Here is a 26,801-nt window from a genome sequence, read left to right as displayed (position 1 = left end):
CGATCTGAACCTTCAGGATATTTCCCATGTTCGAATATGGTATTCTTCCGCCACTGATGTTCCTCGGCATGATCATCTTCATGCTTTACGGATTTCCGGTTGCTTTCTCGCTCGCCACCGTCGGTCTTGTTTTCGGCGTCATCGGCATCTTCACGGAGCATTTTTCACCGGCCTTTCTTCAGGCCCTGCCGCTGCGCATCTTCGGCATCGTCTCGAATGACCTTCTGCTGGCCATCCCCTTCTTCACCTTCATGGGTGCGATCCTCGAGCGATGCGGGCTTGCGGAGGATCTGCTTGAAGGGACAGGCAAGCTGTTCGGCGCCATTCCCGGCGGCCTCGCTTACGCCGTCATCATCGTCGGCGCGATCCTTGGCGCGATTACCGGCACGGTTGCCGCCTCGGTCATCACCATGGGCGTCATCTCGCTGCCGATCATGCTGAAATATGGCTACAACCCGAGACTTGCCACCGGCGTCATCGCCGCATCGGGAACGATCACGCAGGTTATCCCGCCTTCGCTGGTGTTGATCGTGCTTGCCGACCAGCTCGGCAAATCCGTGGGCGACATGTATCTGGGCGCCATCGGCCCCTCGATCCTTCAGGTCGCCATCTTCATGCTCTTCATCCTGTTCATGTCGGTCGTGCGGCCGAAGGACCTGCCGGCGCTGCCGCCGGAAGCGCGAGGAGAACTCAACCGGGCGCTGGTGTTCCGCGTGCTGGCAGGCATGATCCCCTCCATCGTGCTGATCTTCCTCGTGCTCGGCACCATCTTCCTCGGCCTAGCAACGCCCACCGAAGCCGGTGCGCTCGGGGTCGTGGGCGCCATGGCGCTGGCCGCCGCACACCGCCGCCTCACCTGGGACCTCATCAAGCAGGGCATGCATTCCACCATGCATATCACCTCCATGGTGGTGTTCATTCTCGTCGGCGCCACCTGCTTCTCCCTCGTCTTTCAGGGCATGGATGGATCGCTCTGGATCGAGCATATGCTGTCGGGCATTCCGGGCGGCCCCATCGGCTTCCTGATCTTCGTCAACATCTTCATCTTCTTCCTCGCCTTCTTCCTCGATTTCTTCGAAATCGCCTTCATCGTCATCCCGATGCTGGCACCGATCGCCCAGTCGCTCGGCATCGACCTGATCTGGTTCGGCGTTCTGATCTGCATCAACATGCAGACGAGCTTCATGCATCCGCCCTTCGGATTTGCGCTGTTCTACCTGCGCTCCATCGCGCCGCGCACGGTCAAGACATCGGATATCTATATGGGCGCCATCCCATGGCTCGGCATGCAGCTCATCCTCGTCGCCATCGTGATCTTCTGGCCGGAATCCGTCACCTACTGGCTGGACAAGGCGCCCGAGGTCGATCTGAATTCCATCAAGATCGAAGTGCCCGCCTTCGGCAATCAGAGCGGCAACACCATGCCCAATTTCAGCCAGCCGGGTGGATTGCCGGGCATGCCGAATCTTGGCGAGCCACCGAAGATCGGGCCTTGATCGGCGTCTTGTAAGGACTGGGCGAAACGCTTATGATCGCGGAGTGGAAGACAGGGTTGCGCCCCTGCCTTCCGTTTATTCTCTTTAGAAATGGAACCGGACAGTCACTGACCAGCCTGTCCGGTTTTTTCTAATGACGAATGCAATGCTCAGCGTTTTCCACATCGCATCACCTCCACAGTTGAGAGCAAGGCCTTTGCCGAGGTCGGCGTGGCCAATCCTCGCCGACACTCCGGCTGGCCCCGGAGCCTGCTGCTTTTGCCCACAACGGAATTGATCGTAAATCATCCTTTGTTGTCGGATGCGTGAAGGCATGCGCGCGCAACAAAAACCCCGGAGACCGAAATCCCCAGGGCCTTTGCTCGGTCCGCCGTCACCGAATAATCAGAGCTTGCCGTTACGCTGCTGGATCATCATGAAAGTATCGAACGTGTATTCCGCAAGCTGCATCCACAGATAACCTTCGCGCTTGAAGGCGACCTGATCTTCGTAAATCTTCTTGAAGTCCGGATTGGAGGCGGAAATATTGGCATAGACCTCCAGCGCAGCCTTGTAGCAGGCCTCGAGGATTTCCTGGCTGAACGGCCTGAGCACCGCACCTTCAGAGACGAGCTGCTTGATGGCGATCGGGTTTTTCGCGTCGTATTTCGCCATCATGCTGGTGTTGGCGAAGGCGCAGGCGTCCTGCAGCGCCGTCTGGTAGTTTTTCGGCAGGCTGTTCCACTTGTCCAGATTAACGAAGGAATGGATGACCGGGCCACCTTCCCAGAAAGCGGGATAATAGTAATATTTCGCCACCTTCTGGAAACCGAGCTTGTGGTCGTCATAAGGGCCGACCCATTCCGCCGCGTCGATGGTGCCTTTTTCCAGCGCCGGATAGATATCGCCGCCGGCGATCTGCTGCGGCACCACGCCGAGCTTTTCCACCACCTTGCCGGCAAGACCAGCGATGCGCATCTTCACGCCCTTGAAATCGTCAACGGTGTTGATTTCCTTGCGGAACCAGCCGCCCATCTGCGCGCCGGTATTACCCGAAATCATGCCGTAGAGATTGTGCTTGGCGTAAAACTCGTTGAGCAGCTTGTTGCCGTTGCCTTCATAGAACCATGAATTGGTCAGGCGGGCATTGAGGCCGAAAGGTATTGCCGTGCCGATGGCGAAGGTCGGATCCTTGCCGACGTAATAATAGGAGCAGGTGTGGCACATTTCCACCGTGCCGGACGATACGGCATCGGCTGCCTGCAGGCCGGGCACGATTTCACCGGCGGCGAAAGGCTGGATGGTGAAATTGCCGTCGGTTGCGGCGGCGACATGCTTGGCAATATCTTCCGCGCCGCCATAGATCGTGTCGAGCGATTTCGGAAACGACGACGTCAGGCGCCAGTTGATCTTGGTATTCTGCTGTGCAATGGCGGGCGCGGCCAGCGCTGCCGTGGCAGCTCCCGCAAGCGCACCTTTTTTCATAAAGGAACGGCGATCCATCTATATCCTCCCAGATATGAACGCTGCCCGCAGCTTTGAATTCCCCTCGTTGCTGTTCAGGCATCGCAGCAAAGTAAGCACGGTTACGGCCCGGCTGACAAGCACCCGCACCAAGAATTAATCGCGGAAAAACCGGCCTTTTCGGGAATTTTTGGAAACTCTGCTTCGTATTTTATTTTCAACTGAAATATACCGGCATCGCCTTATACTTTAGGTGCATAAACGATCGTCAGAACGCAAAACGCGTGCTTGACTTGGCCAGCCGGCAGTCGCACAAATTTCGAAGATTCGTCCCGGAGCCACCATGCCAAAACCCATTATCGCCGTCCCTGCCGACATCCGGCATTTCACCGGTGCCGACTGGCACGCGGCGCAAAACCAATATGTTTCCGCCGCGCTGAAAGTGGCTGGTGTCATGTCCTTCATCGTTCCGGCCTTCGAGGACGGGAACGAGGTAGACGCCATTCTCGACCGGGTGGACGGTCTGCTCGTGTCCGGCTCCGCCACCAATGTGCATCCTGCCCTTTACGGAAAAGAGGCGCAGGAAAGTGACGGCCCGTTCGATCAGGCCCGCGACGCCACCAGCCTGCCGCTCATCCGCCGCGCCATCGAACGCGGCATCCCGATGCTGGCCATCTGCCGCGGCATTCAGGAGCTGAACGTCGCGCTGGGCGGCACGCTTGCGTCCGAAATTCAGGAGCAGCCCGGCATATGGGACCATCGCAAGCCGGAACATGACGACCGCGACGTGTCCTTCGCCATTCGCCAGCCGGTGCATGTGCGCGAAGGCTCCTGCATCGCGCAGCATCTCGGCATGTCGGGCGAAATCCAGATCAATTCGCTGCACCGGCAGGCAATCGCCGAAACCGCTCCACGCCTGCAGGTGGAGGCGACGGCGGCGGACGACACTATCGAGGCCGTTTCTGTCATCGACGCCAAGGGATTTGCCGTCGGTGTGCAATGGCATCCGGAATATTGGGCTGAGACGGACGCGCCCTCCCGGGCACTGTTCGAGGCCTTCGGCAAGGCCGTCCACGACTATCGGAACAGCAAGGCATGAACCTTAGCTGATCCCCCCTCGGCTCACAGGAACACAAAAAAGGGGCAAGCCTGAAGGCCTGCCCCAAGTCTGGGAGGAGGATTTAGCGCTTTGCGCGTTTCTTCTGTCGGTAGACGTCGGCAACGACCGCGGCCACGATGATCAGGCCCTTGACGATTTCCTGGTAATAGGCGTCCACCCGGAGGAAGGTGAAGCCCGACGTCATCACGCCGAGGATGATGGTGCCGATCACCGTTCCAGTGATGCGGCCGGCACCGCCGGCAAGCGACGTGCCGCCGATGACGGCTGCGGCAATGGCGTCGAGTTCATACATCACACCCATGCCGGCCTGGGCCGTCTGGGCGCGGGCGGCGGTGACAACACCGGCCAGACCGGCGAGCAGGCCAGCGATGGCATAGACCTTGATCAGATGCGCCTCGATATTGATACCGGACACGCGTGCCGCCTGCTGGTTGGCGCCGATGGCGTAGGTGAACTTGCCGTAGCGGGTATAACGCAGCGCCACGTGGAAGATGACGGCAACGACGAGGAACACCACGACCGGCCAGATGCCCGTGCCGATGAAGTTGAAACCGTCCGTCAGGCCGGAGATCGGCTGACCCTTCGTATACCACTTGGAAAGACCACGCGCCGTCACCATCATGCCAAGCGTTGCGATGAAGGGCGGAATTTTGGTGCGGGCGATGAGTTGCCCGTTGATGAAGCCCGCAAGGGCGCCAGCCAATATGCCGACGGCCAGCGGGATGAAGAAGGGCAGATCGGTCAACCCCGGATAAAGCGCCCGCGGCCATGTGGACGATTGCGCCACGCTGGCGGACAGCATCGCCGTCAGGCCGACGACGGAACCGGAAGAGAGATCGATACCGCCGGTGATGATGACCTGCGTCACGCCGACAGCGATGATGCCGATGACGGAAACCTGCAGGATCATGATCGTCAGGCGCTGCTGGTTCATCAGGAAGCTCTGGCCGATGAAAATCCAGCCGAGAATTTCATAAACCAGCGCGATGCCGATCAGCACGAAAAAGATATTGGCCTCCGGCGGGATGCGCCGCTGCGGCTTGCGTCCGGATTTTGCGTCCAACTCTGTGTTGGCGGCGGCGTTCGTATTCATAGTCATTCCTCCTCGAGAAATCCCGGCGCGCCTCACCGCGATGCGAGATCCATCACTTTAACCTGCGTGGCTTCACTTCTATCGAGGAAGCCCGTCACCCGACCTTCATGCATGACCATGACACGGTCGCTCATACCCAGAACCTCCGGCATTTCGGAGGAAATCATGATGACGGCGACGCCCTGGCGCGCCATCTCGCAAACCAGCTTGTGAATTTCCGCCTTGGCCCCGACATCGATGCCGCGTGTCGGCTCATCCAGAATGAGAATACGCGGCTTGGTCAGCATCCAGCGGCCGATCAGCACCTTTTGCTGGTTGCCGCCAGACAGGTTCTCGATGCGCTCGTAAAGATGCGGCGTCTTGACCCGGAGCTTGCGGCACATCTCCTCGCAGGCATCCGACAGCGCATTTTCCTGCACGAAGCCATTGGCTACATATTTGTCCTGCAGGACGGCGATCTGCATGTTCTCCAGAATATTCAGGATCAGCAGGCATCCCGTGTCCTTGCGATCCTCCGTGAGGAACGCCATGCGGTGACTGATGGCCTTCGTCGGGCTGTCGATCGAAACCTGTTTGCCGTCGATTGCAATCGTGCCCGAGGATGCGGGCGTTACACCGAACACCGTTTCCGCCACATTGGAACGGCCCGATCCGACAAGGCCGGCAACGCCGAGAATTTCACCGGCGCGCACCTCGAAGGAAATGTCATGGAAAACGCCGTCGAGCGTGAGATTCTTGACCGAAAGCACCACATCGCCGATCGGAACCTCTTCCTTCGGGAACATCTGGGTGATTTCACGGCCCACCATCATACGGATGATGTCGTCACGCGTTACATCGGTCGAGGCGTGGGTGCCGATATATTTGCCGTCGCGGAAAACCGAAAATTCATCGGCGATCTCGAACAGCTCGTTCATCTTGTGGGTGATGTAGACGATACCGATACCGCGTTCCCGGAGATCGCGGATGATGCGGAAGAGATGCTCGACCTCGCGCTCCGTCAACGCGGATGTCGGCTCGTCCATGATGAGAACGTCGGAATCATAGGAAACCGCCTTGGCGATCTCGACCATCTGGCGACTTGCCACCGAAAGCTCGCCGACGCGGGTTTCCGGGTCGAGATCGATACCGAGCCTTTCCAGCAGCGTTTCGGTGCGGAGATACATTTCGCCATGGTCGATGAGGCCCAGCCGGTTCTTCGGCTCGCGTCGTATCCAGATGTTTTCCGCCACCGTCATATAGGCCATCAGGTTCAGTTCCTGATGGATCATGGCAATGCCGTTTTCCAGCGCATCGAGCGGGGAATCGAGACGTATGTCGGCGCCTTTGAGGCGAATTTCGCCACTGTCCGGCTGGTAGATGCCGGCCAGTATCTTCATCAGCGTCGATTTTCCGGCGCCATTCTCGCCCATCAGCGCATGCACGGTGCCGCGCTTCAGCTTGAACTGCACATCATCAAGCGCCACGACGCCGGGAAATTCCTTGCGTATGCCTTCCGCCGCGAGAAGATACTCCGCATTCGGCACGGCTCCGCTGGCGCGCACGGCGGCCATTGTCGATGGACTGACGACCATCTCATCCTCCACAATAGACAAAAATGACCGGAAACAGGCTTCGCCAAACGGCGCACCTTGCCTCCGGGGAGGCTTGCAGCGCCAGGTCGATCACGACATGAAAGGCGCTGCAACACTTTGAATTCACTGAAATTCAATCGCACTCCGCTCGCGCACCGAAGCTTGTCTTCGGCGCCGTCGGAAACCGGCATCTGCCTCCAATATCGATCTGAACGGGCGCAGATGCCGGAAGGCGGCCGTTAGTTCTTGGCCACGTAGTCCTTGACGTTTTCAGGCGTGACGAGCTGGAAAGGAATGTAGACCTTCTTCTCCACCTTGTCGCCCTTGACGAGCTTCAGCGCGGCATCGAGAGCGCCCTTGCCCTGCCCTGCCGCATCCTGGAACACGGTTACATCCAGATCGCCCGCCTGCATCGCGGCAAGGGCGTCCTGCGTGGCGTCAACGCCGGCGACGACATAGCTCTTCATGTCCTTGCCTGCGGCCTTCAGGGCCTGGATCGCGCCAATCGCCATTTCATCGTTGTTGGCGATGACGGCATTGAATTCGATGCCGCTGGAGAGCCAGTTGGTGACGAGGTCGGAACCCTGCGTGCGCTGCCAGTTCGCGGTCTGCTCTTCAACAACCGAAATACCCTTGCATTCGTCGGTCTTCAGAACGTCCTTGGCAGACTGCGTGCGCATGCGTGCCGCCTGGTTGGAAAGCTCACCCATCATGATGACCGCATTGCCCTTGCCACCGAGAAGGCGGCAAACTTCTTTCGCTTCAAGCGTGCCGGCCACCGTCTCGTCGGAGGCGACGAATGCCTGGCCGTCCGGCAGGCTATCGACGTTCACCGGCTGGCGGTTGACGTAAACCAGCGGAATCTTGGCGTCTGCAGCGAGCTTCGACATGGCCGCCGTCGCATCCGTATCAACCGGGTTGACGATGATCGCGTCGACCTTGGACGCGATGAAATTCTGAATCTGGCTCTGCTGCTTGGCAACGTCGTTCTGGGCGTCCTCGACCTGCAGGGTCACGCCCTTCAGTTCCTTGGAATAATCCTGCATGCCGTTGCGCAGCACGGTCAGGAAGTTGTCGTCGAACAGCGCCATCGAGACGCCTACAGTTTCCGCATGCGCCGCCGTGCTCAGAAGCACAGACATGGCTGCGCCGATGATAAATTTCTTCATTGTTTTCTCCTCCTCGGTGTCCGGCGCCACCTCTCCCAGCCGGAGGCGAACCCGAAAGCCCGCCGCTACCTCCTCACAACCAGAAAACGGAATAATGAAACCGATTTTCCGACTGTTCGATATATTTATTCCATTTTTGGCCCGAACGTCAATGCTTTCTTCGCGGCAGGGCGGTGAAGCCGCACACAAGGCGGTGATTAGGGAGGATTTCAGGAGGAAGGAGTTCCGGGACGGATTGCCGGGAACCGCGCCGAAGCTTTTTCAACGTTGCCCCCACCCATCCGGCGAAGATCGATAAGCCGTTGAAATCATGGATCCTCGGGGTCGAAACCGAGGGTCACGAAGAATATGGCGGAAGGTCCGTTTCCAATGCCGGACCCGCAGACCCTGCCATTGGCAAGGCCACCGGCGGGCCACATCTTTTCGCTTACCGCGCCCATGTGAGGAACCATTCCACCGGCGAAAATACGCAATAGGGAACGGGTTCAGCAGAATGGGCGTGTTGGTGCGCCACGTTCTATCGATGGGAACCGGGCATGACATCGGCGGGAATCGGGCAGACATATTTGCTGCCCTCGGTCTTTTCCTGCCATTCCCTTTTGGCATTGGCGAGCAGTTCCGGCGAGGTCATCAGCGCAAGCCCGGTCGATGCAAGCGTCTTGGCGGCATGCGCCATGGCCTTGTGAGCGGCGGGGCTTTTGCCCTGCGCTACCACCTGCCAGGTATGCGGATTGGTCCCGATCGCCCAGGCCGGCGTCCAGCACTGCGCCGTCGGCGTGATCCAGCTGACGTCGCCGACATCGGTGGAACCCGCCCGGAAATGCGACTCGCCCTCGAAAGCGCGCAGGCCGAGATGCAGGGGCGTCGAACCATCAATCTTCCGGTTGGAAAAAACATCACCCTTTATCTGGTAGAGCCTGATGCTGCTTTTGATCGCCTCGTCGGTGAAAGTATCCTGAATGCTCTTTGCGAAGGCAATATCCGCTTCGTCGAAGGCGATGGGGCCGAGCGTCACCATGTTTTCATGCATCGCCGTTTCCAGCGTGATGTTAGGCAGAAGGTTGGTGGAGGCGGTATCGAAGACGATCTCAACATCGGTCTCGGTCATCATCGCCGCGCCGCGCGCCACCTTGTCCACCCGTGCAGCAAGATCGAGCGCCTGGCGCATTTCCGGGGCGCGGATCAGGTAAAGCACTTCGGCCTTGGCCTGCACGACATTCGCCGCCTTGCCGCCGGTATCGGTGATCGCATAATGCACCCGGCAATCCTGCGGCATGTGTTCGCGCAGGAAATTGACGCCGACATTCATGAGTTCGACGGCATCAAGCGCCGAGCGGCCGAGATGGGCGGCGTTGGAGGCGTGGGCTGCAACGCCCTTGAAACGGTAGAAATATTCCAGCACGGCAAGATTATTGGTGGAACGCACGCCGTTGAACGGGGCCGGATGCCAGGTCAGCGCCGCGTCGACATCATCAAACAGGCCGGCGCGCACCATGAAGGTCTTGCCGGAACCGCCCTCCTCACCGGGGCAACCGTAATAACGCACGGTGCCGGGCAGATTATTGGCTTTCAGATGCCGGGCGAGCGCGATGGCCCCCATCAGCGAGCCGACGCCGAGGAGGTTATGGCCGCAGCCATGGCCGGTGGCGTTCGCCTCGCGCGGCTGCACCTGCGCCACATCGGCCACCTGGCTCATGCCGGCCAGCGCATCGAATTCGCCGAGGAAGGCAATGACCGGCTTGCCGCTGCCGAATTCGCCGATGAACGCCGTTTCCATGCCTGCCACGCCGCGGCGAACCGCAAAGCCGTTTTCCTCAAGGGCGGCGGCGAGAACGCCAGCGGATTGCCGTTCTTCAAATTTAAGCTCGGCAAAATCCCAGATGCTGTCGCTCAAGGTGGTGAAGTCGGGCTTCATGGCCTCGACTTCGGCGGCAATCGACATCACGGCATCACGGTTCATGGCTTGTCCTCGCATTTCCGCCCTTTACGGGCACGCGCAAGCGCTTCGGCGGATGCTCCGCCAAATCCTTGCACCCTATGATGGAAAGACCGCGCCGGGGTCCGCCTCCGGCGCGGGCAACAGTGGATCAGTTGTCGACCGAGACTTCCCAGAGGCGGGCGTTCGACTGCCAGACCGGCTGGCCCTTGAGCTTCTTCGTGGCACCCCAGACATCGACCATGTCGTAGAGGAAGATGCCCGGCATTTCCTTCAGCATCAGCTCATGGAACTCGTCGAAAATCTTCTGGCGCTTCGTCTGGTCGGCCTCGACATAGGCCGCCTTCATCAGCTCGATCGCCTTCGGATCGTCCCACATCAGCGAGGCGTTCTTGTCCTTGTTGCCGACATAGAAGGCATACATCAGCGCCGGGTCGAGGCGCGGGGCGACCGACTGCGAGATCACCTGATAATTGCCGGAGCGGCGGCGATCCACCTGCGTTGCATAATCCAGCACCTCGATCTGCACGTTGAGACCCGCCTGCTGCATCATGGCCTGCGCCATGACGGCGGCCGGGAAGCTCGGCACGTTGCCACGCTTGTTGGCGATGATGGAGATCGGCTCGCCCTTGTAACCGGCGGCCTCGAGTTCTTTCTTCGCGGCCTCGATGTCATAGGCCGGACGCTTTTTCTGGGTCTCGTCGAAATAGACCGAGTCCTGCGAGACCATCGAGCCGTTGGCTTCACCCGTGCCGTTCGATGCGGCGGCAACCAGTTCATCGAGATCGAGCGCCATCGCCATGGCCCGACGCACCCCGGGGTTGCTCAGCACCTTGTCGCGGGTCTGGATGTAGAACAGGTTCTTGCCGTTGTTGCGGGCAACGATGAGCTGCATCTTGTCATTGGTCTTGAATTCCGGGATGAGATCGGGAGAAATCTCGGCGGTGTCGAGCACGCCGGATTCAAGGCCCGCTTTCACCGTCGAAGCATCTGGAATGACCATGAACTTGATGCCATCGGCAAGCGGACGCTTGGAGCCGACCATGCCATCAGGCTTGCCGTCATTTGCCGGCGAAACATAATCGGCAAATTTCGCGAGGCGGATATATTCGCCTTTCTTCCACTCGTCCCACTGGAACGGACCGGTGCCGATCGGCTTGACGAAGCTGCCATCGGCAGCAACCGATTCCGGCGAGATCATGCCGGTATAACCGCATTCCGGCCGCGACATCAGGCCGAGGAAAACGGCGGAAGGTTTTTCAAGCGTGATCTCGACCGTGAATGCATCCGTGGCCTTGACGCCGGTGACGTGCGCTGCCCCGCCTTCCGCGAAATCGTTGAGGCAGGTCCATTTGGTTTCCGGCTTCAGATAACGTGTCCAGTTCCAGGCAACATCCTCTGCGGTGAGCGGCTTACCATTGTGGAATTTCACGTCCTTGCGCAGCTTGAACGTATAGGTCAGGCCGTCAGCCGAAACATCGACGCTTTCGGCCAGAAGCGGCTTCACCTCGCCGGCATTGTTATAACCGACGAGGCCTTCGACGATGTGCAGGATAACCCCGTCCGTATTGCCGTCGCGGTTCACGCCGGGATTGTTGCTGCGCAGATCCGAGCTTTGCGCAATGGTGATGTCGCGGGCCGCCGCGATGTTGGCCGTTACCAGCAGGGCAACGCCTGCGAGAAGAAGTTTTTTCACTGTTCTACCCTCTTTGTTGTCGTTGATTGTGACTAGAGCACGTCCGGTTTGAATGGAAGTTTTAGACGTGCTCTATCTCTTTGTTTTTACGCATTTTCCGGACGTAAAACCGCTACGCACTTTTACTGGAAATGCTCGGTTAAAACCCGTCCCAGCAGGCCTGTGCCAGCCGGCCGATCGTTTCGAGCGCGATGGTATAGCCCGGCGTGCCATCAGGCATGGTTTGCGGCACCTCATCGGTATAGGTGGTGATGATGAAGGACGGTGCGCCGTTTCTGTAGACGATGCCGGCATCCATGCGCCCACGCTTGCCGCGGCCACTCTTGCTGGCCACCACGGCCTCGAAAGGCAGGCGGGAGCGAATTCCATACCGCAAAATCTGGTTCTTCAGCGTCTGCATCGCCCACTCGCACAATTGCGGGCTGCAACCGAGCTTTGCCTGCGCTTCGGGCGAGGACTGGGCATCGAGAATGGTCTGAAGCAGAAGCACCTGATCCGCCGCCGAGGTGGTCGTAACTGTCTTCAACGGATGGTCGGCCGCCAGCGCCAGCGGCGGGATGAGGAAACGGTGGTGGGTATTGGCCATGCCGAGCGACTTGCAATAGCCGTCGACCTCTTCCAGCGTCAGCCGTTCCAGCACCATCTTGGTGCAGACATTGTCGCTTAGCACCATCATGCCGGCGACGGCATCGCGTAGCGAAATGACGATACCCGGCGTCATATAACGGAACATGCCGCTCGCGACCTCTTCCGCCAGCCGTTTTTCATAGGTAACGGGCTGGTCGAGATCGATCCGCCCTTCGCTGGCGGCCTTGAGAACGGCCATCATGATCGACGTCTTGCGGGTGCTGCCCGATGGCGTCTCCTCGTTTTCTCCCCGGCCGATCTCTTCACCGGTCAGGAGATTGCGCACCATGAAGCGCGTCACGAAAGGCTGTGCATCACAGATCGCATTTAATTGGGCAGCCACAGTCATTGTCATCTTCCTGTTAAACTTCATCTTCCAGACGCCATTTCAGTGTCACGCCGCCTTTTTCATTCTGGTCGAGAGCGGGAATGGCCGAGAGCAGCCGGCGCGTATAGGCCTCTTTCGGACTGTCGAAAATCGTATCGCGGTCACCCTCTTCGATGATGCGGCCGTCCTGCATGACGACGACACGGTCGGCCACCTGCTCCACCACACCGAGATCGTGGCTGATGAACAGGCAGGAAAAGCCGTAACGTTTCTGCAGATCGGAAAAGAGATCGAGCACCTGCGCCCGCACCGTCACGTCGAGTGCCGAGACCGGTTCGTCGGCGATCAGGAACCGCGGACGGCGGGCAATGGCGCGGGCAATCGCCACGCGCTGGCGCTGGCCACCGGAAAGCTCATGCGGATAACGGGCGGCAAAATCGGCGCCGAGCCCCACTTCCTCCAGCGTTTCCAGCGCCCGCTTGCGCTTGGCGGCCTGATCGAGGTCAGGCACGAGGCGCAATGCCTCTTCCACCAGCGCCTGAATGGTCATGCGCGGATCAAGCGAGGAATAGGGATCCTGAAACACCATCTGGCAATTCAGGCGATAATCCTTCCAGTCCTCGTTGCGCTCGCGGCCCTGAAAGCGGATATGCCCTTCGCTTTCCTTGACGAGCCCGGCAATGGTGCGGCCAAGCGTCGTTTTGCCGGAACCGGAACCGCCGACGAGCGCCACTACTTCGCCCTCATGAATATCGATGCTGACGCCATGCAGCGCCCGCTTCGGTTTGGCTTTTTTCAGCAGGGATTTGCGGCCGGCATAATCCACAACGATATCGCGGGCAGAAACCATTGGCGCCTTTGACGTGTCGATGCTGCGCGGCTCGCCACGGAATGGCAGGGAGGAAAGCAGCTTTTTCGTATAGGGGTGCTGCGGCGCGTCCAGCAGGTCCTCGGTGCGGCCCTGTTCGACGATCGTGCCTTTTTCCATCACCACGATGCGGCTGGTATAACGTGCCACCATCGGCAGATCGTGGCTGATGAGGAGAACGGCAGTGCCTTCCGCCCGCGTCAGCTCCACCATCAGTTCCATGACATCGCGCTGGATGACCGCGTCGAGCGCCGTCGTCGGCTCATCGGCAATCAGCAAAGCGGGTTTCAGCAGCATGACCGAGGCCAGCATGATGCGCTGGCGCATGCCGCCGGAAAACTCGTGCGGATAGGCCGTCAGCGCACCTTCGGGATCGCGGATGCCGACCCGGCGCAGCATGTCGAGAATTTTCTCGCGGCGCTCTTCAGGCGACAACTTCGTGTGAAGGATCAGCCCCTCTTCCAGCTGCCGGCCAATCGTCATCGATGGGTTGAGGGAGGTCATCGGCTCCTGAAACACCACGCCGATCTCCGCGCCGCGCAGACGCCGAAGATCCTTCACCGGCAGGGACATGACATCCTGCCCCTTGTAGATGATCGACCCGCCGGTGACGGCGATGGCCGGTGGCAGAAGCGAGATGAGCGCGCGGGTTGCTAGCGTCTTGCCCGAGCCGCTTTCGCCGACGATGCCGAAGATTTCGCCCGCGGCAATATCGAAGGAGACATCCTTGACCACCCGATGGCCGGTTCTGGCGACTTCGAGCGAAAGGCCGCGAACGGTGAGAAGTGTATTGTCTGTCATTTGAGACCTCTCATGCGCGGGTCAAGCCTGTCGCGAAGGGCATCGCCCAGAAGATTGATGCCAAGCAGCGTCAGCGCGATGCAGAGACCGGGGAAAAGCCCGAGCCAAACGGCCTGCTGGATGAAGGGACGGCCGGCGGCCAGCATGTTGCCCCAGGTGGGCGCCGGCGGCGGCACGCCAAGGCCGAGGAAGGAGAGCGCGCTTTCCGACAGGATGGCCCAGCCGAACATGGAGGTGGCAAGAACCGTGATCGGCGCGATGCAATTGGGCAGGATGTGGCGGAACATGGTGTAGATCTCGCCATTGCCCATCACCAGCGACGCCTCGATGAATTCCCGCTCGCGCAGAGAAAGCACGGCACCGCGCACCACGCGGGCCATGGATGGCGTATAGGCGATGCCGAGCGCGAAGATGATGCCATACTGGTTTGCGCCGAAAACCGCGAGCAGGCCGAGCGCGAGTAGAATGCCCGGGAAGGCCAAGAGCGCATTGTTGATGGCCATGATGACGCCATCCACCCAGCCCCGCGCATAACCGCTGACAAGGCCGATCAGCGTGCCGAAGATCGTCGCGAAGCTGACCGTCAGGAAGCCGATCCAGACGCTGGCGCGCGCGCCGACCATCAGGCGGCTCAAAACATCGCGACCGAATTCGTCGGTGCCGAGGAGATGGCTGGCGCTTGGACCGGCCAGACGCGAGGCGAAGCCAAGCTTCATCGGGTCATAGGGCGTCCAGAACAGACCGGTTGCGGCAGTGATGAGCAGGAGGGCGATGAGAAAGCCGCCGATAAGCCCGTTAAGTGTGAACTTTTTCATTCGGCAACCACACGCGGATCGAAGAGGGGATAAAGAAGGTCGACGAACAGGTTGACCAGCACATAGGACAGCGAGACGAACAACAGGCAGCCCTGTATGACCGGATAGTCACGGGCAAAAATACTGTCGACCATCAGCCGTCCGAGGCCGGGAATGGTGAACACCGTCTCGATGACGGCGATGCCGCCGAGGAGATTGCCGAGGATGAGGCCGATCATCGTCCAGGTCGGGCCGAAGGCGTTCTTGAAGGCGTGCCGCCAGAGGACAGCACTTTCCGAAAGGCCCTTGGCACGGGCATGGGTGATGTAATCCAGCCGCAGCACTTCCAGTGTCGAGGCGCGCGCCATGCGGATCAGAACGCCCATTTCGTGGATCACCAGCGTCATGACGGGCAGGACGAGATAAAGCATGCCGCCGACAAGATTATCGCTGATCGACACATATCCCAGCACCGGCAGCCAGCCGAGCTTGAGGCCGAAAAACAGCAGAAGCAGCAGGCCCAGCCAGAATGTCGGGATGGAGAGGAGCAGGGTTGCCGTTCCCACCAGCGCAAGATCGGTCAGGCTGTTCTGTTTCCAGGCGGCGATCACGCCGGCCGGAACCGCAATCAGGCTGGCGAGAAGCACCGCGACCACGACGATCTCGGCGCTGACGAGGAAGCGCGAGACGACCAGCGGCAACACCGCTTCGTCATTAACGATGGAGCGGCCGAAATCGCCCTGCACCACATTGCCGGCCCAGATGACGAATTGTTGCGGCATGGACTTGTCGAGGCCGAGTTCGGACCTCATGGCTTCGATCTGTTCCGGTTGCGCCATGTCGCCCAGCATCAGGGCAGCCGGATCACCCGGAATGAAGCGGATGAGCGCAAAGACCGTGATCGACACGAATGCGATCGTCGGCAGCGCCATCAAAAGACGGCTCAGTATGAATCTTATCATCGGTTCCCCACGATTGATGGCAGGGAGTGGTATCCCGCCTCTATCGGTTTCGTTGCTGGTGACTATGACGGATTGAGAAATATCACGCAATATTATGCGTAAATGTCATATGTCTATGCAGAATGGCGGCGCGTTTCTTCCTGATGAAGACAATGAGATTTTCCGCCCAAAATCCCGTTTTCAGTCGATTTTTTGCGAAAGCTGGATTTCCCGCTTCAGGGCATCGCTCAGTGCCTGCGCCGCGATGGACAAGGGTGCACCGGAAGCGCGCGCAAGACCGAATTCCTGTGTGGCCTGCGGAACGAATGGTCGGGCGACAACGGGAAGGTGCCGGTAGAGGTTAGCATAAAAACTGCTGATGATCGTTACCCCCAGCCCGTGCGCGACATAGGCGCAGGCGGAACTGTTGGTGTGGGTCTCGATCTTCACCATCGGCTTGACGCCGGCCTTCTTGAAAACCTGATCAAGCGCCATGCGGTTTGGCCGCTGCCGGCCGATCAGGATGAGCGGGACATTGCGCAGGTCCTTGACGGTGATTTCCTCGAGCTTGGCCAAGGGATGATCCTCCCGAACCACACAGACGCTCTTGCCGGTCGCGACACGTTCGACATCTATACCCGGCCCGATCTCGCCTTCCATCCGCAGGAAACCCAGATCGATTACCCGTTCGCCCACCAGCTTGTTGATGGCGGTGGTCGTCTCGAAGAAGGTTTCGATACGCACGCCGGGAAAATCCCGGACATAGTCGATCAGCATGGCGGGCGCGAAATTTTCCCACATGCTGCTCGGCAGGCCAATGCGAACGATTTCCGGGCCGGCGGCACCATTGCGCAAATCTTCGGCGTGGCCGGACATGCGATCAACGGCGAGCAGCACGTTTTCGGCATCACGGGCAAGAAGTGCGGCTTCCGGCGTCGGAATGAGCCGCCCTTTGTCACGGGCAAACAGTGTCAGCGACAGATCCGATTCGAGCTGCGCCAGAAGCCGGCTGACACCGGACTGGCTGAGACCCATCGCCTTGGCCGTGGCAATGGTCGAGCCGGTGGAAAGAAGCGTGCGCAGGACTTCGAGTTGCTTGATGTTCATGAGGCCAGCACCATGGATGAAAAACGAGCCGGTAACGGTTCAAACCTTTTGCCGCCGATAGCGCTTCCTGTCACCGGTTTTTTATCCTACCCGCGACAGCGACCTACAATTTCACCTCATAGACCGTGTCATGGGTGGCCACGCGTGCCTCGCCCGATGGCGTCACCCAGCCGCGAAACATGCCGGATGTATTATAGGGCGCGGATATGCCGCCTTCGGCATCGATCGCCACTAGCCCGGCACCGATATCGTAGGGGGCCAGATCCTTGTGCACGAGATTGCCGGCGGCGGTCTCCAGATCCTGCCCAAGATAGGCAACGCGGGACGCGATCTCGTGGCCGACGACATAACGGATGAAAAACTCGCCCTTGCCGGTGCCGGAGACCGCACAGGCGCCATCCCGCGCATAGGTGCCGGCGCCGATCACCGGGCTGTCTCCCACCCGGCCGTCCGGCTTGTTGGTGTAACCGCCGGTCGAGGTGGCCGCAGCAAGATGCCCCGCCGCATCGAGCGCCACTGCGCCGACGGTCCCGTGCTTTTCGTTTTCAGTCGCTTCCGTGCCTGTGGCGGCGTGGCGCTTCATCGCCGCCAGTGCCTCCACGCGCTTTTGCGTGGTGAAGTAGGATTGAGGCTCGGTGGCTAGCCCCTTTTCCCTGGCGAAGCGGTCGGCCGCCTCACCCGTCAGATAGACGGCACGTTCATCTACCATCAGCGCACGCGCCGCCTTCACAGGGTTGCGGATGGCGCGGGACGCGCTGATCGCGCCCGCCGCAAGTGTGGCACCATCCATGATCGAGGCGTCGAGCTCGTGAACCCCGTTTTCGTTCAGCGCCGCCCCATGGCCAGCATTAAAATGCGGGCTATCCTCCATGACGACGACCGCCGCCTCAACGGCCTCGAGCGCGGTTCCGCCGGCCTTCAGCACGCCATAACCGGCCCGAAGCGCGGCGGCCAGATCGTCGCGCGCAGCAGCCCACTCCCCGGCCGTCATGCTGTCTTCCGGCATCACGCCGCAACCACCGTGAATGGCCAGTGCGATCTTCGTCATGTGCTCACTCCCTCGTCATCCTACTCCGGCAGGGCCTCTTACCATCAATGAAAGGCGATATCGCCGATGACCCGTACGCGCACCCTGCGAGCACCGCCCGGCAGATAGGCGATCGGGATATCCTCCACCTCAAGCGTCTTGAGGCTCGCCCGCTCTGCACCGGATGCAACGGCTGCGTTCTGCGCCTCGGTCTCGGCTTTCACAAGGGCTTCGTCCCGGCTCAGTCCGGAAAAGACCTGATCGACCTCGCCGGAAACCTGCGCCATCGCCGCGCCCAGCGCATTGGCAACGCCTGCATTTTCCACGCGCAGCACTTCCGACGCACCCGGAACCGTCTCAGGGATCAGGAACGCCCCGCCGCCGACCGCAACCAGCGGCACGTCTTCGGCCGAGGTTTTCATCTGGTCGAAACTGTCGGCCACCATGTCACGGATGCGTTGAAGCGAGGCCTGCACGAAAGCCGGATCAAGGTCTTTCACACGGTCGCGATCACCCATCTCGATCAGGCCGGCGGCAACGGCGATATCCGATGTCGTTAGCGTCTCGCCGCCGAAAACCCGGGCTTCCGTCAGGATGCGGTACCCGACCGAGCGCGGACCGATCTTGCCTGTTTCAGGGTCGACGATGGTGCCGCCGCCGAGCGCAATCGGCAGAAGGTCGGGCATCCGGAAGAGCGTGCGTACCCCGCCAATATGGACAATATTGTTCGCCTCGCGCGGAAAACCACCGACAAGGCAGCCGATATCGGAGGTGGTGCCGCCGACATCCACCACCATCGCATCGGAAAGCCCGGTGAGGAAGGCCGCACCGCGCATCGAATTGGTCGGGCCGGAAGCGAAACTGTGCACGGGGTTGGCGGCGGCCACATCCGCGAGCGCCACGGTGCCGTCATTCTGGGTCAGATAGAACGGCGCCTTCACGCCCGCTTCGCGCAGCGCATCCGAAAATGCCTGAACCGTGGTCTTGCCGAGCGTTTGCAGCGCTGCATTCAGGAGAGCGACATTTTCTCGCTCGATCAGCCCGATGCGGCCAAGCGTATGGGAGAGCGTGATGCGTGCATCAGGGATCACAGAACGGACGATTTCCGCCGCTCTCACCTCGCATTCCATCGTCAGCGGTGAGAAGGTCGCGGAAATGGCGATGGAAGTGATACCCGCATCGCGGATTTTCATCGCCGCTTCGCGAATTTCATCGGGAACCATAGGCACCAGCGGACTGCCGTCATATTCATGGCCGCCGTGGACCATAAAGATCAGCGGATCAACGGCCTCGCGAAGATCCTTCGGCCAATCGCACATCGGCGGCAGCGAAGAACCGGTCGGCAGCGCGATGCGGATCGCCGCAACCCGCTCCAGCCGGGCGCGTTCCACCACCGCATTAGTAAAGTGCGTGGTGCCGATCATCACGGCATCAATCGGCCGGTCCGCCGCGCCGACATGGCCCGCCACATGAGCGAGCGCCGCCTTCACGCCGGACAGCACATCCTGCGTGGTCGGAACCTTGATGGAAGCGACGATGGTGTCACCATCGATCAGAACGGCATCCGTATTGGTGCCGCCAACGTCAATACCGATGCGTTTCATGGGAATACCGATCTGAAGTCAATGTCATAACCGAAGGCGCGCGGGCCAACGGCGGCGATGCCGGCAGGTGTCGTCAAAAGCTCCGGCGCCGGCAGGGCGACAACCGTGACGCGCTGGCCGTAACGCACCGATTCCGTACCGATGGCGCCGCCCGAGACAGTGTCGAGAAGGCAAAGCAGGTCGGGTGTCATGGCGACCGGCTGGCCATCGCGGAAGGCGACCGCCCATTCGTTCTGGAAGGCCAGTTCCATGCGCGAACCCCGGTCGGCATCGATGCCTTCAATGGTCGTGCTGCCGCGCAGGAAACCACCGGTGGTCTCACGCGCCACATCCACCACCTTACCACGGAACAGCTGCTTGCCGCCCTCATGGTCGAGAACCGCCTGAACCGGATCGTCATGGCGTTGACGCGCCTCCATCACCGCGCGCCCGAGTTCGGTCGCCTTTGTGACGGTGTAATGAATGCCCCATTCCTTCACTTCCTTGCCAGTGCGCGGCGCCTTGCAGGTGGCGGCGGTGGAGCCGACTTCGGTGCAGACCTTGCGCGAGATGCGCTCCATCCATTTCCACGATGCCGCGCGCGTCACGATCACCTCATTGTCGCGCACATCGACCAGCGACAGCGGAAACATAGGCAGGTTGCCGATGGCGAAGGATGTCATCTGCGCTTCCGGATAGGCGCGTCCCATGGCATCGGCATTCACGACCGGCCGGTCGAGAACGGCGGCAGCGAGGAAGGACGACAGCGCATTCGAACCGCCGATTTCAACGCTCATGATCGCCCGGAACGGCTTGCCGAGATAATCCTCCATCACCTCGACGGCACGGGCGAGATGCACAGGATCCCCCAGCCGCTCCTGACCGACAAGCGGTGCACCCATCTTGGAGACGACGGCAACCATGTCGTCATCGGCGAGCGCCATGGGGTCCATGACCTTTACCCGCCTGCCCTCGGCATAAAGACGGCGCAGGTTGAGCGTCGAGATATAGGGATTGCCGCCGCCCCCCGTTCCCAGAATCCAGGCGCCGGTGGCCAGAGGTTCGATATCGTCTTCGGAAAATTCCTGGATCATGCGTCATCCTCGGGCATGCCGCAGCCTTTCCGGCCGCAAGCGATGCTCCTTCCCTTTGAAGTTCCAAGTCTGGCCAACCCCGCCTTTGTGGCGGGGCCGGTTTTCATGAGGCGGAGATCACTCCGCCTTGCAGTCCCAATGGAAATTGGAGAAGTTCAGGTCCCAGCTCTGCATGGGAATGAACTCGTAACCCTGAAGGCACTTGTTCGCCGCATAACGGCGGTTCGGCGCAACGGCCCATACGTCAGGCTGAAGATCGGCGATCTTCGTCTGCAGTTCCTTGTAGGTGGCGTTCTGCTCGTTGACATCTGTGGTGGCGCGGACCTTGTCGATCAGCCCGTCGATCTCGGCATTCTGCAACCATTCCATCGACATCCAGGTGCCGGAAGCCTTGGAATGATACTGGTTGTAGAACATCGCGTCCGGCGACGGATAGGTCGGAGAGATGTTCACCTGCGTCGATGCCGGCGTCGTTTCCGGCTTGGAGGACAGCTCGACGATGCGGTTCCACGGCTCCGGTTTGATATCGAGCGTGATGCCGATCTGCTCAAGGCTCGATTGCAACAGCAGCGCCACTTCGGCCTCGAAGGCCAGCGACGCGACATAGCTGTTGACCAGCGTGATCTTCTGGCCGGCATATTTAGACTTCGCCAGTTCTTCCTTGGCTTTCTCCAGATCGTAAACGCCCGGCTGGATATCGCCGTTATGCGCATCCTTGAACGCATCGGAGAGCGGTCCGCGCATGTCGAAGCCCGGATAGATCACTTCCTGGATCGTCTTGTAATCCGTCGCATAGGCGATGGCGCGGCGCACGTGCACGTCATCGGTCGGATAGACCTTGGTGTTGAGCTTGATGACGAAACCGCCGGCGGTGCGGGTCTGGATCAGCTTGTAACCCTTCATCCGGCCGATGGATTCATAGGTGTCGTTGCCAAGCCCATGCGAGGAAAGGCCGAGTTCACCCTTTTCCGCCAGCGCCTTGACGGTGGCATCATCGCTGGTCTGCACGAAGCGCACCTCGTCGATCGGCTTGCCCTTCGTCCAGCCGAGGAAATAATCGGCATTGCGGGCAATGACCATATCGGCCGAACGGTTGTAGCTGACGAGTTTGTAGGGGCCGGAGCCGGCGGAATGTTCGCCGACATAGGCCTCGCCCCATTTGTCTTCGGGCTTGGCATTGGCTTCGATCAGCGTCTTGTTCATCGCCATCATCAGCGGCGTTGCCGCCATGAAGGGCGAGAACTGGCGCTCGATCTTCATGACCAGCGTAGCATCGTCAGGCGCGGTAACGTTTTCGGGCTTCAGCACGCCGACGATGAGGTTCGAAGGCCCCTTGTTGATGCCAAGCAGGCGCTGGATCGACCAGGCAAGATCGGCAGCCTTCACCGCCGTGCCGTCCTGGAATTTCGCATCGTCGCGCAGATGGAAGGTGTAGGTCAGGCCGTCCTCGGAAATCTCCCAGGATTTCGCCAGATGCGGCACGATTTCGCCCTTGGCGTTCACCGTGGTCAGGCCGTCATACATGTTCACGATGGCCATGTAGCCGGTATAATCGGTCACTTTCGCCGGGTCGAGCGAGCTGAATATCTGCATGGTGTTGACCGCGACCGATACCTTGTCCTCCGCAAGGGCTGCGGAAGAAACAAGCGGCAACACGAGCGCCGTACCTAGCGCCAGCGCGGCGAGACGGGAAGAAAGTACAGGCATTTTCATTATCGTTCTCCTCTTTATTGCGGAGCATTGGCCCCGCTTATGGTTAGGCAGCCTTGCTGACCGGAACGGGCAGCGGTGAGAAAGGAATGTCCGGGTAACCGAAGGCCGCCGGCCCGACGACCTCAAGCGCGCGGGCGCTGCGCAGCAGGTCGTGGCAGGGGATGGCGATGACGGCCACACGCTGGCCGTAGCGCAGCACTTCGGTGGTGATCGGATAACCGGTGTCGACATCGAGCAGGACGATCAGGTCGGGAACCGTCACTTCCACCTTGCCGTCGCGGGAAAACAGCAGGAATTCGTTCTGGATGGCGACGCCCGCCGTCTGGCCGGCGCAATCGTCGAAGCCGGAGAGCGTGAGATCGCCGACCGCGAAACCGCCGCGCAGGTGGCGCTTCAGATCGGTGATCTTGCCGTTGAAGATGCGTTTTCCGCCTTCCAGTGCACAGACCGCGGCAATCGGGTCTTCCTGCTGCTTGCGGGCGCGGATCACGGCCTCACCGATGGCAATCGCCTTGGTGTAGGTTTTCGGAATGCCATACTGGTGCACGTAATGCGCCTGCATCGGCGCGGTCGCCAGCATCGCGCCGCCGCCCTGCGAAACGACGCAGGCGCGCGCCATGCGCTCGTGCCAGACTTCGGAAACGGCGTGGCTGAAGATAACGGCATTGCCGTGCAGATCGCACATCACCGACGGTGTGGAACTATGACCATAGATGGAGAAGGTGGTCATCTGCATTTCCGGGAAAGCCCGGCCCATGCCGTCGCAATCGAGGATCGGCAGGCCGCCTAGCGCCGCCGTCACCAGCGGGTTCATGGAATTGGAACCGCCGATTTCCTCGCAGACGATGGCGTCGACCGGCGTGCGGATCAACTCCTCCATCGCCCGCAGGCAACGCAGGCCCTCACGGCCTTCGCGAATACGCTCGACGCCAACGACAGGTGCACCGATACCGCCGATGGACATGCAGAGCGCGTCCGGCTCGATGGCATCGGTTGCGAGGATCTTCATCTCGTAACCGGCCTTCATGGCCTCCAGCGCCAGCAGCTTGCCGAGATAGGGATTGCCGCCGCCGCCCGTGCCGAGAATGCCGGCGCCGATTTCCAGCGCGTCGAGATCTTCACGGGTCAGCGTCCGCAATGCCGCTTCGTCATATTTCAGCTTGCGTGTCTCAGCCATGATTGGCTCCCATTTCTCCAACAACTTTCACATGAATGCGGGTGGCGTTACCGGGCAGGTAGGCAAGCGGCATGTCCTCGCGCTCGATGACTTCCAGCGTCGCGGCAATCGCGCCGGCGGCAATCGCCTTTTCGCGCGCCTCCGCTTCCGCCTCGGCCAGCGCGCTCTCGCGCGTGCGTCCGTCGATCAGCGAGAAGACCCGGTCCGTCTCACCGCTGATCTGCGCAATGGCCGCGCCGACGGCATTGGCCACCGCGAAATTCTCAGGTCGGATGACCTCGAGGTCACCGATACGGTCCGGCATCAGGATGGAACCGCCGCCAACGGCAATCACCGGCACGGGCGACGACGAGATGCGGCTGCGCTCCACGCAGGCCTCGAGCATGTCGTTGATCTTATCGACCGCCGCATTCACGAGCTTTTTGTCGAGGCTGGAGACCAGCGCCTTCTCACCCACATCCGCCTTGCCGGAGGCAACGGCGATATCGGTTGCCGTCAGGGTCGAGCCACCGAAGCACAGCGCTTCGCGGCGAACACGGTAACCGACGGATTTCGGCCCGACGGTCAGGCCGTGGTCACCATTGACCACCAGCGAGCCGCCGCCGAGACCGATGGAGAAGACGTCAGGCATGCGGAAATTGGTGCGCACCCCGCCAATATCCACCGTGGTAGAGGCCTGACGCGGGAAACCGTGCGACAGCGAGCCGACATCGGAGGTGGTGCCGCCGACATCGACCACAACCGCATCCTTGAGGCCGGTGAGGAAGGCTGCACCGCGCATGGAATTCGTCGGGCCGGACGCGAAGGTGAGCACGGGGAAGCCGCGCACCACATCCGCCGCCATCAGCGTGCCGTCGTTCTGGGTAATATAAAACGGGCAGGTGATGCCCGCAGCCTTCAGCGCCTCGCCGAAAGCCGCAACGGTGCGGTCCGCCAGCGACAGCAGGCTGGCATTCATGATTGCAGCACTTTCACGCGCAAGCAGACCGTGGCGGCCAATATCCTTGGACATGACCACCGGCAGGCCGGGGCAGCGTTCCTGCAGGATTTCCTTCGCCCGCAGCTCCATCGCTTCGTTGATGCCGCTGAAAACGCAGGTGACGGCTGCGGCCTTCAGGCCCTTGGCGCGGATATCGGCGGCGATGCGGACAATCTCGTCCTCATCGAGCGGCGAAATTTCGCGGCCGTCGAATTCGTAACCACCGCGCACCTGATACCCGTGGTTGCCGACGATTTCCCGGAGATCGTCCGGCCAGTCCACCATGGGCGGCAGGCCGGCGCCGGACGGCAGGCCGAGACGGATGGCGGCCACCTCGTCCATATGCCGGCGCTCGATCACCGCATTGGTGAAATGCGTGGTGCCGATCATCACGGCACCGATGCGCGCCCTGTCGATGCCCGACGCCTCGATGACCTTTTCAAGGGCTTCGATGACACCGGATGTCACATCCTCTGTCGTGGAGGCCTTCACCCCCGCCAGAACGGTTTTATCCTGCAACACAACGGCATCGGTATTCGTGCCGCCGACGTCAATTCCAACGCGATACACGTCAGGCTCCTCTTTCATCAATCGGTCGTTTTTACGAGGAAGCGCATGCGCTCTTCCTCGGTCACGGTGGGTTTGAGACGTTCTTCCTCGTCGGTGACGACGGGGATGGCCGCGATCAGGGCGCGGGTATAGGGATGGGTCGGCTCGGCGAAGACCGCCGACGTCACGCCCTCCTCGACAATCTCGCCGCGCAGCATGATGGCGATGCGCGAGCAGAAATTGCGCATCAGCGACAGGTCGTGCGAGATCATCAGATAGGTGAGGCCAAGCTCCTCGCGCAGCTGCAGCAGAAGGTCGATCACCGTCTTCTGCACGGAGACATCGAGTGCTGCCGTCGGCTCATCGAGGATGAGGATTTTCGGCTCGGCAGCCAGCGCGCGGGCAATCGCCACGCGCTGCTTCTGGCCGCCGGAAAGCTCATGCGGATATTTGCCGAGATAAGATTGCGGCAGCCGCACCAGCCCCATCAGTTCCTGCATGCGGCTTTCACGCGCAGGCCCGTCCATGCCGATGGATTTCAGCGGCAGGGCAAGCGTCTGTTTCACCGTGCGCTTCGGATTGAGCGAGGTGCCCGGATTTTGATAGACGATCTGCGTCAGCCGCTTGCCGCGCGCAGGCGCCGGGGCGTCAATGACAAGATTGCCGGAGGTTGGGCGCGAAAGACCCATGATCATGCGCGCAACCGAGGTCTTGCCGGAGCCGGATTCACCCGCAAGGCCGAAAACCTCGCCTTCCTTCAGTGTCAGGTTCACATCCCGCACGGCGTGATAACCGTTGCGTCTGCCGTAAATCTTGTTCAGCCCTTCAATCGTCACGATGGGCGAGCGCTTGCTTTGCGCCAGATCGGTGACGCGCGGGCCATAAAGCGGCGGCACGGCATCAAGCAGCGACCGCGTGTAATCTTCGGCGGGGGTATGCAGGATTTGCGTGCAAGGACCGGTCTCGACGATATCGCCATGGTGCATGACCACGACCCGGTCCGCCACCTTGCGCACGACGCCGAGATTGTGGGTAATCATCAGCAGCGCCATGTTTTCTTCGGCGACCAGCTGGTTGATGAGGTTGAGGATTTCATCCTGCGTCGTCACGTCGAGCGCCGTGCCGGGCTCATCCGCAATCAGGAGCTTCGGCTGGTGCAGCAGCGCAAGTCCGATCAGCACGCGCTGGCGCATGCCGCCCGAAAGTTCGGACGGATAGGCATTCATCACCCGCTCGGTATCGGCAAGCTGCACCCGGCGCAGCACCGCCGCGATGCGGTTGCGGCGCTCGGCCTTCGACGAGTTGATGCCATCGCGTTTGTCGGCAAAACGCATGACATCATCGAGATGCGTGCCGATCTTGAAGACCGGATTGAAGGACGAGAGCGGGTCCTGCATGATCAGCGAAAACGCCGTGCCCTTCAGCGCCTCACGCTCCCTGCGCGGCATGGACAGCACATCCCGGCCATCGATGACGATCGCGCCGGAGGTGATCGCGGCATTTTTCGGCAAAGTGCCGATGATCGCCTTGGCGGTGACGGACTTGCCCGATCCGGTTTCGCCGATCAGCGCCACGCGTTCGCCGGCGGCAACCGTGAAGGCAACATCGCGCAGAACCTGCCGCGTGCGGCCGTAATTGGTGAAGGTGACGTTGAGGTTTTCGACCTTGAGAAGCGGTTCAGTCATG

General features: G+C 60.7%; 20 protein-coding genes. 2 read left to right on the top strand and 18 right to left on the bottom strand.

Annotated features, from left to right (window positions below):
- Positions 1-26: 26 nt before the first annotated feature.
- Positions 27-1,496 carry a TRAP transporter large permease subunit gene (locus EM858_RS03165; protein ID WP_127755786.1) on the top strand — a complete coding sequence of 490 codons (1,470 nt, stop codon included), beginning with the start codon at positions 27-29 and terminating at the stop codon, positions 1,494-1,496.
- Between the two features lie 384 nt (positions 1,497-1,880).
- On the opposite strand, the gene EM858_RS03160 is transcribed toward EM858_RS03165, so the two are convergent.
- On the bottom strand, positions 1,881-2,978 hold the full coding sequence (locus EM858_RS03160; RefSeq protein ID WP_003510333.1) for a TRAP transporter substrate-binding protein: 1,098 nt from the start codon (positions 2,976-2,978) through the stop codon (positions 1,881-1,883).
- Between the two features lie 304 nt (positions 2,979-3,282).
- On the opposite strand from EM858_RS03160, the gene EM858_RS03155 reads away from it, so the two are divergent.
- Positions 3,283-4,038: a gamma-glutamyl-gamma-aminobutyrate hydrolase family protein gene (locus tag EM858_RS03155; protein ID WP_127755785.1), complete on the top strand. Its 756-nt coding sequence runs from the start codon at positions 3,283-3,285 to the stop codon at positions 4,036-4,038.
- Positions 4,039-4,120: 82 nt separating this feature from the next.
- On the opposite strand, the gene EM858_RS03150 is transcribed toward EM858_RS03155, so the two are convergent.
- The 17 genes from EM858_RS03150 to EM858_RS03065 form a co-directional block, all read right to left on the bottom strand.
- Positions 4,121-5,152, bottom strand: coding sequence for an ABC transporter permease (locus tag EM858_RS03150; RefSeq protein ID WP_127755784.1), 1,032 nt, complete (start codon positions 5,150-5,152; stop codon positions 4,121-4,123).
- A 32-nt stretch (positions 5,153-5,184) separates the two neighbouring features.
- The gene (locus EM858_RS03145) at positions 5,185-6,726 is read right to left on the bottom strand and encodes a sugar ABC transporter ATP-binding protein (RefSeq protein ID WP_127755783.1); all 1,542 of its coding nucleotides are present in this window, start codon (positions 6,724-6,726) and stop codon (positions 5,185-5,187) included.
- A 239-nt stretch (positions 6,727-6,965) separates the two neighbouring features.
- A complete protein-coding gene (locus tag EM858_RS03140; protein ID WP_127755782.1) occupies positions 6,966-7,895 on the bottom strand; it encodes a sugar ABC transporter substrate-binding protein in 930 nt (309 codons plus the stop codon).
- Positions 7,896-8,412: 517 nt separating this feature from the next.
- A complete protein-coding gene (locus tag EM858_RS03130) occupies positions 8,413-9,855 on the bottom strand; it encodes a M20 family metallopeptidase (protein WP_127755781.1) in 1,443 nt (480 codons plus the stop codon).
- Positions 9,856-9,982: 127 nt separating this feature from the next.
- Entirely contained in the window at positions 9,983-11,527 is a 1,545-nt protein-coding gene (locus EM858_RS03125; protein WP_127755780.1) for an ABC transporter substrate-binding protein, read from the bottom strand.
- A 139-nt stretch (positions 11,528-11,666) separates the two neighbouring features.
- Positions 11,667-12,503 (bottom strand): serine hydrolase, encoded by an 837-nt coding sequence (locus EM858_RS03120; protein WP_035221036.1) that lies wholly within the window; start codon positions 12,501-12,503, stop codon positions 11,667-11,669.
- A 13-nt stretch (positions 12,504-12,516) separates the two neighbouring features.
- Positions 12,517-14,151: an ABC transporter ATP-binding protein gene (locus EM858_RS03115; protein WP_127755779.1), complete on the bottom strand. Its 1,635-nt coding sequence runs from the start codon at positions 14,149-14,151 to the stop codon at positions 12,517-12,519.
- Complete coding sequence (locus tag EM858_RS03110) at positions 14,148-14,966, bottom strand: ABC transporter permease (protein ID WP_003524591.1); 819 nt, start codon at positions 14,964-14,966, stop codon at positions 14,148-14,150. The genes EM858_RS03115 and EM858_RS03110 overlap by 4 nt, the downstream gene beginning before the upstream one ends.
- Positions 14,963-15,907 carry an ABC transporter permease gene (locus EM858_RS03105; RefSeq protein ID WP_127755778.1) on the bottom strand — a complete coding sequence of 315 codons (945 nt, stop codon included), beginning with the start codon at positions 15,905-15,907 and terminating at the stop codon, positions 14,963-14,965. The genes EM858_RS03110 and EM858_RS03105 overlap by 4 nt, the downstream gene beginning before the upstream one ends.
- Before the next feature lie 180 nt (positions 15,908-16,087).
- Complete coding sequence (locus EM858_RS03100) at positions 16,088-16,993, bottom strand: LysR family transcriptional regulator (protein ID WP_127755777.1); 906 nt, start codon at positions 16,991-16,993, stop codon at positions 16,088-16,090.
- A 103-nt stretch (positions 16,994-17,096) separates the two neighbouring features.
- The gene (locus tag EM858_RS03095) at positions 17,097-18,041 is read right to left on the bottom strand and encodes an isoaspartyl peptidase/L-asparaginase family protein (RefSeq protein WP_127755776.1); all 945 of its coding nucleotides are present in this window, start codon (positions 18,039-18,041) and stop codon (positions 17,097-17,099) included.
- Positions 18,042-18,085: 44 nt separating this feature from the next.
- Entirely contained in the window at positions 18,086-19,624 is a 1,539-nt protein-coding gene (locus EM858_RS03090; protein WP_127755775.1) for a hydantoinase/oxoprolinase family protein, read from the bottom strand.
- On the bottom strand, positions 19,621-20,697 hold the full coding sequence (locus tag EM858_RS03085; RefSeq protein ID WP_127755774.1) for a DUF917 domain-containing protein: 1,077 nt from the start codon (positions 20,695-20,697) through the stop codon (positions 19,621-19,623). The genes EM858_RS03090 and EM858_RS03085 overlap by 4 nt, the downstream gene beginning before the upstream one ends.
- A 117-nt stretch (positions 20,698-20,814) precedes the next feature.
- The gene (locus EM858_RS03080) at positions 20,815-22,410 is read right to left on the bottom strand and encodes an ABC transporter substrate-binding protein (RefSeq protein WP_164865283.1); all 1,596 of its coding nucleotides are present in this window, start codon (positions 22,408-22,410) and stop codon (positions 20,815-20,817) included.
- Positions 22,411-22,453: 43 nt separating this feature from the next.
- Positions 22,454-23,587 carry a DUF917 domain-containing protein gene (locus tag EM858_RS03075; protein ID WP_059753279.1) on the bottom strand — a complete coding sequence of 378 codons (1,134 nt, stop codon included), beginning with the start codon at positions 23,585-23,587 and terminating at the stop codon, positions 22,454-22,456.
- The gene (locus tag EM858_RS03070) at positions 23,580-25,136 is read right to left on the bottom strand and encodes a hydantoinase/oxoprolinase family protein (protein ID WP_127755773.1); all 1,557 of its coding nucleotides are present in this window, start codon (positions 25,134-25,136) and stop codon (positions 23,580-23,582) included. Before EM858_RS03070 ends, EM858_RS03075 begins: the two co-directional genes overlap by 8 nt.
- Positions 25,137-25,153: 17 nt before the next feature.
- Positions 25,154-26,800 (bottom strand): ABC transporter ATP-binding protein, encoded by a 1,647-nt coding sequence (locus EM858_RS03065; RefSeq protein ID WP_127755772.1) that lies wholly within the window; start codon positions 26,798-26,800, stop codon positions 25,154-25,156.
- Between the last annotated feature and the right edge of the window lies 1 nt (position 26,801).

This window comes from Agrobacterium sp. CNPSo 2736 (genome assembly GCF_004005385.1).
Taxonomy (GTDB): domain Bacteria; phylum Pseudomonadota; class Alphaproteobacteria; order Rhizobiales; family Rhizobiaceae; genus Agrobacterium; species Agrobacterium leguminum.
This window is presented reverse-complemented; position numbering and strand designations above follow the sequence as displayed.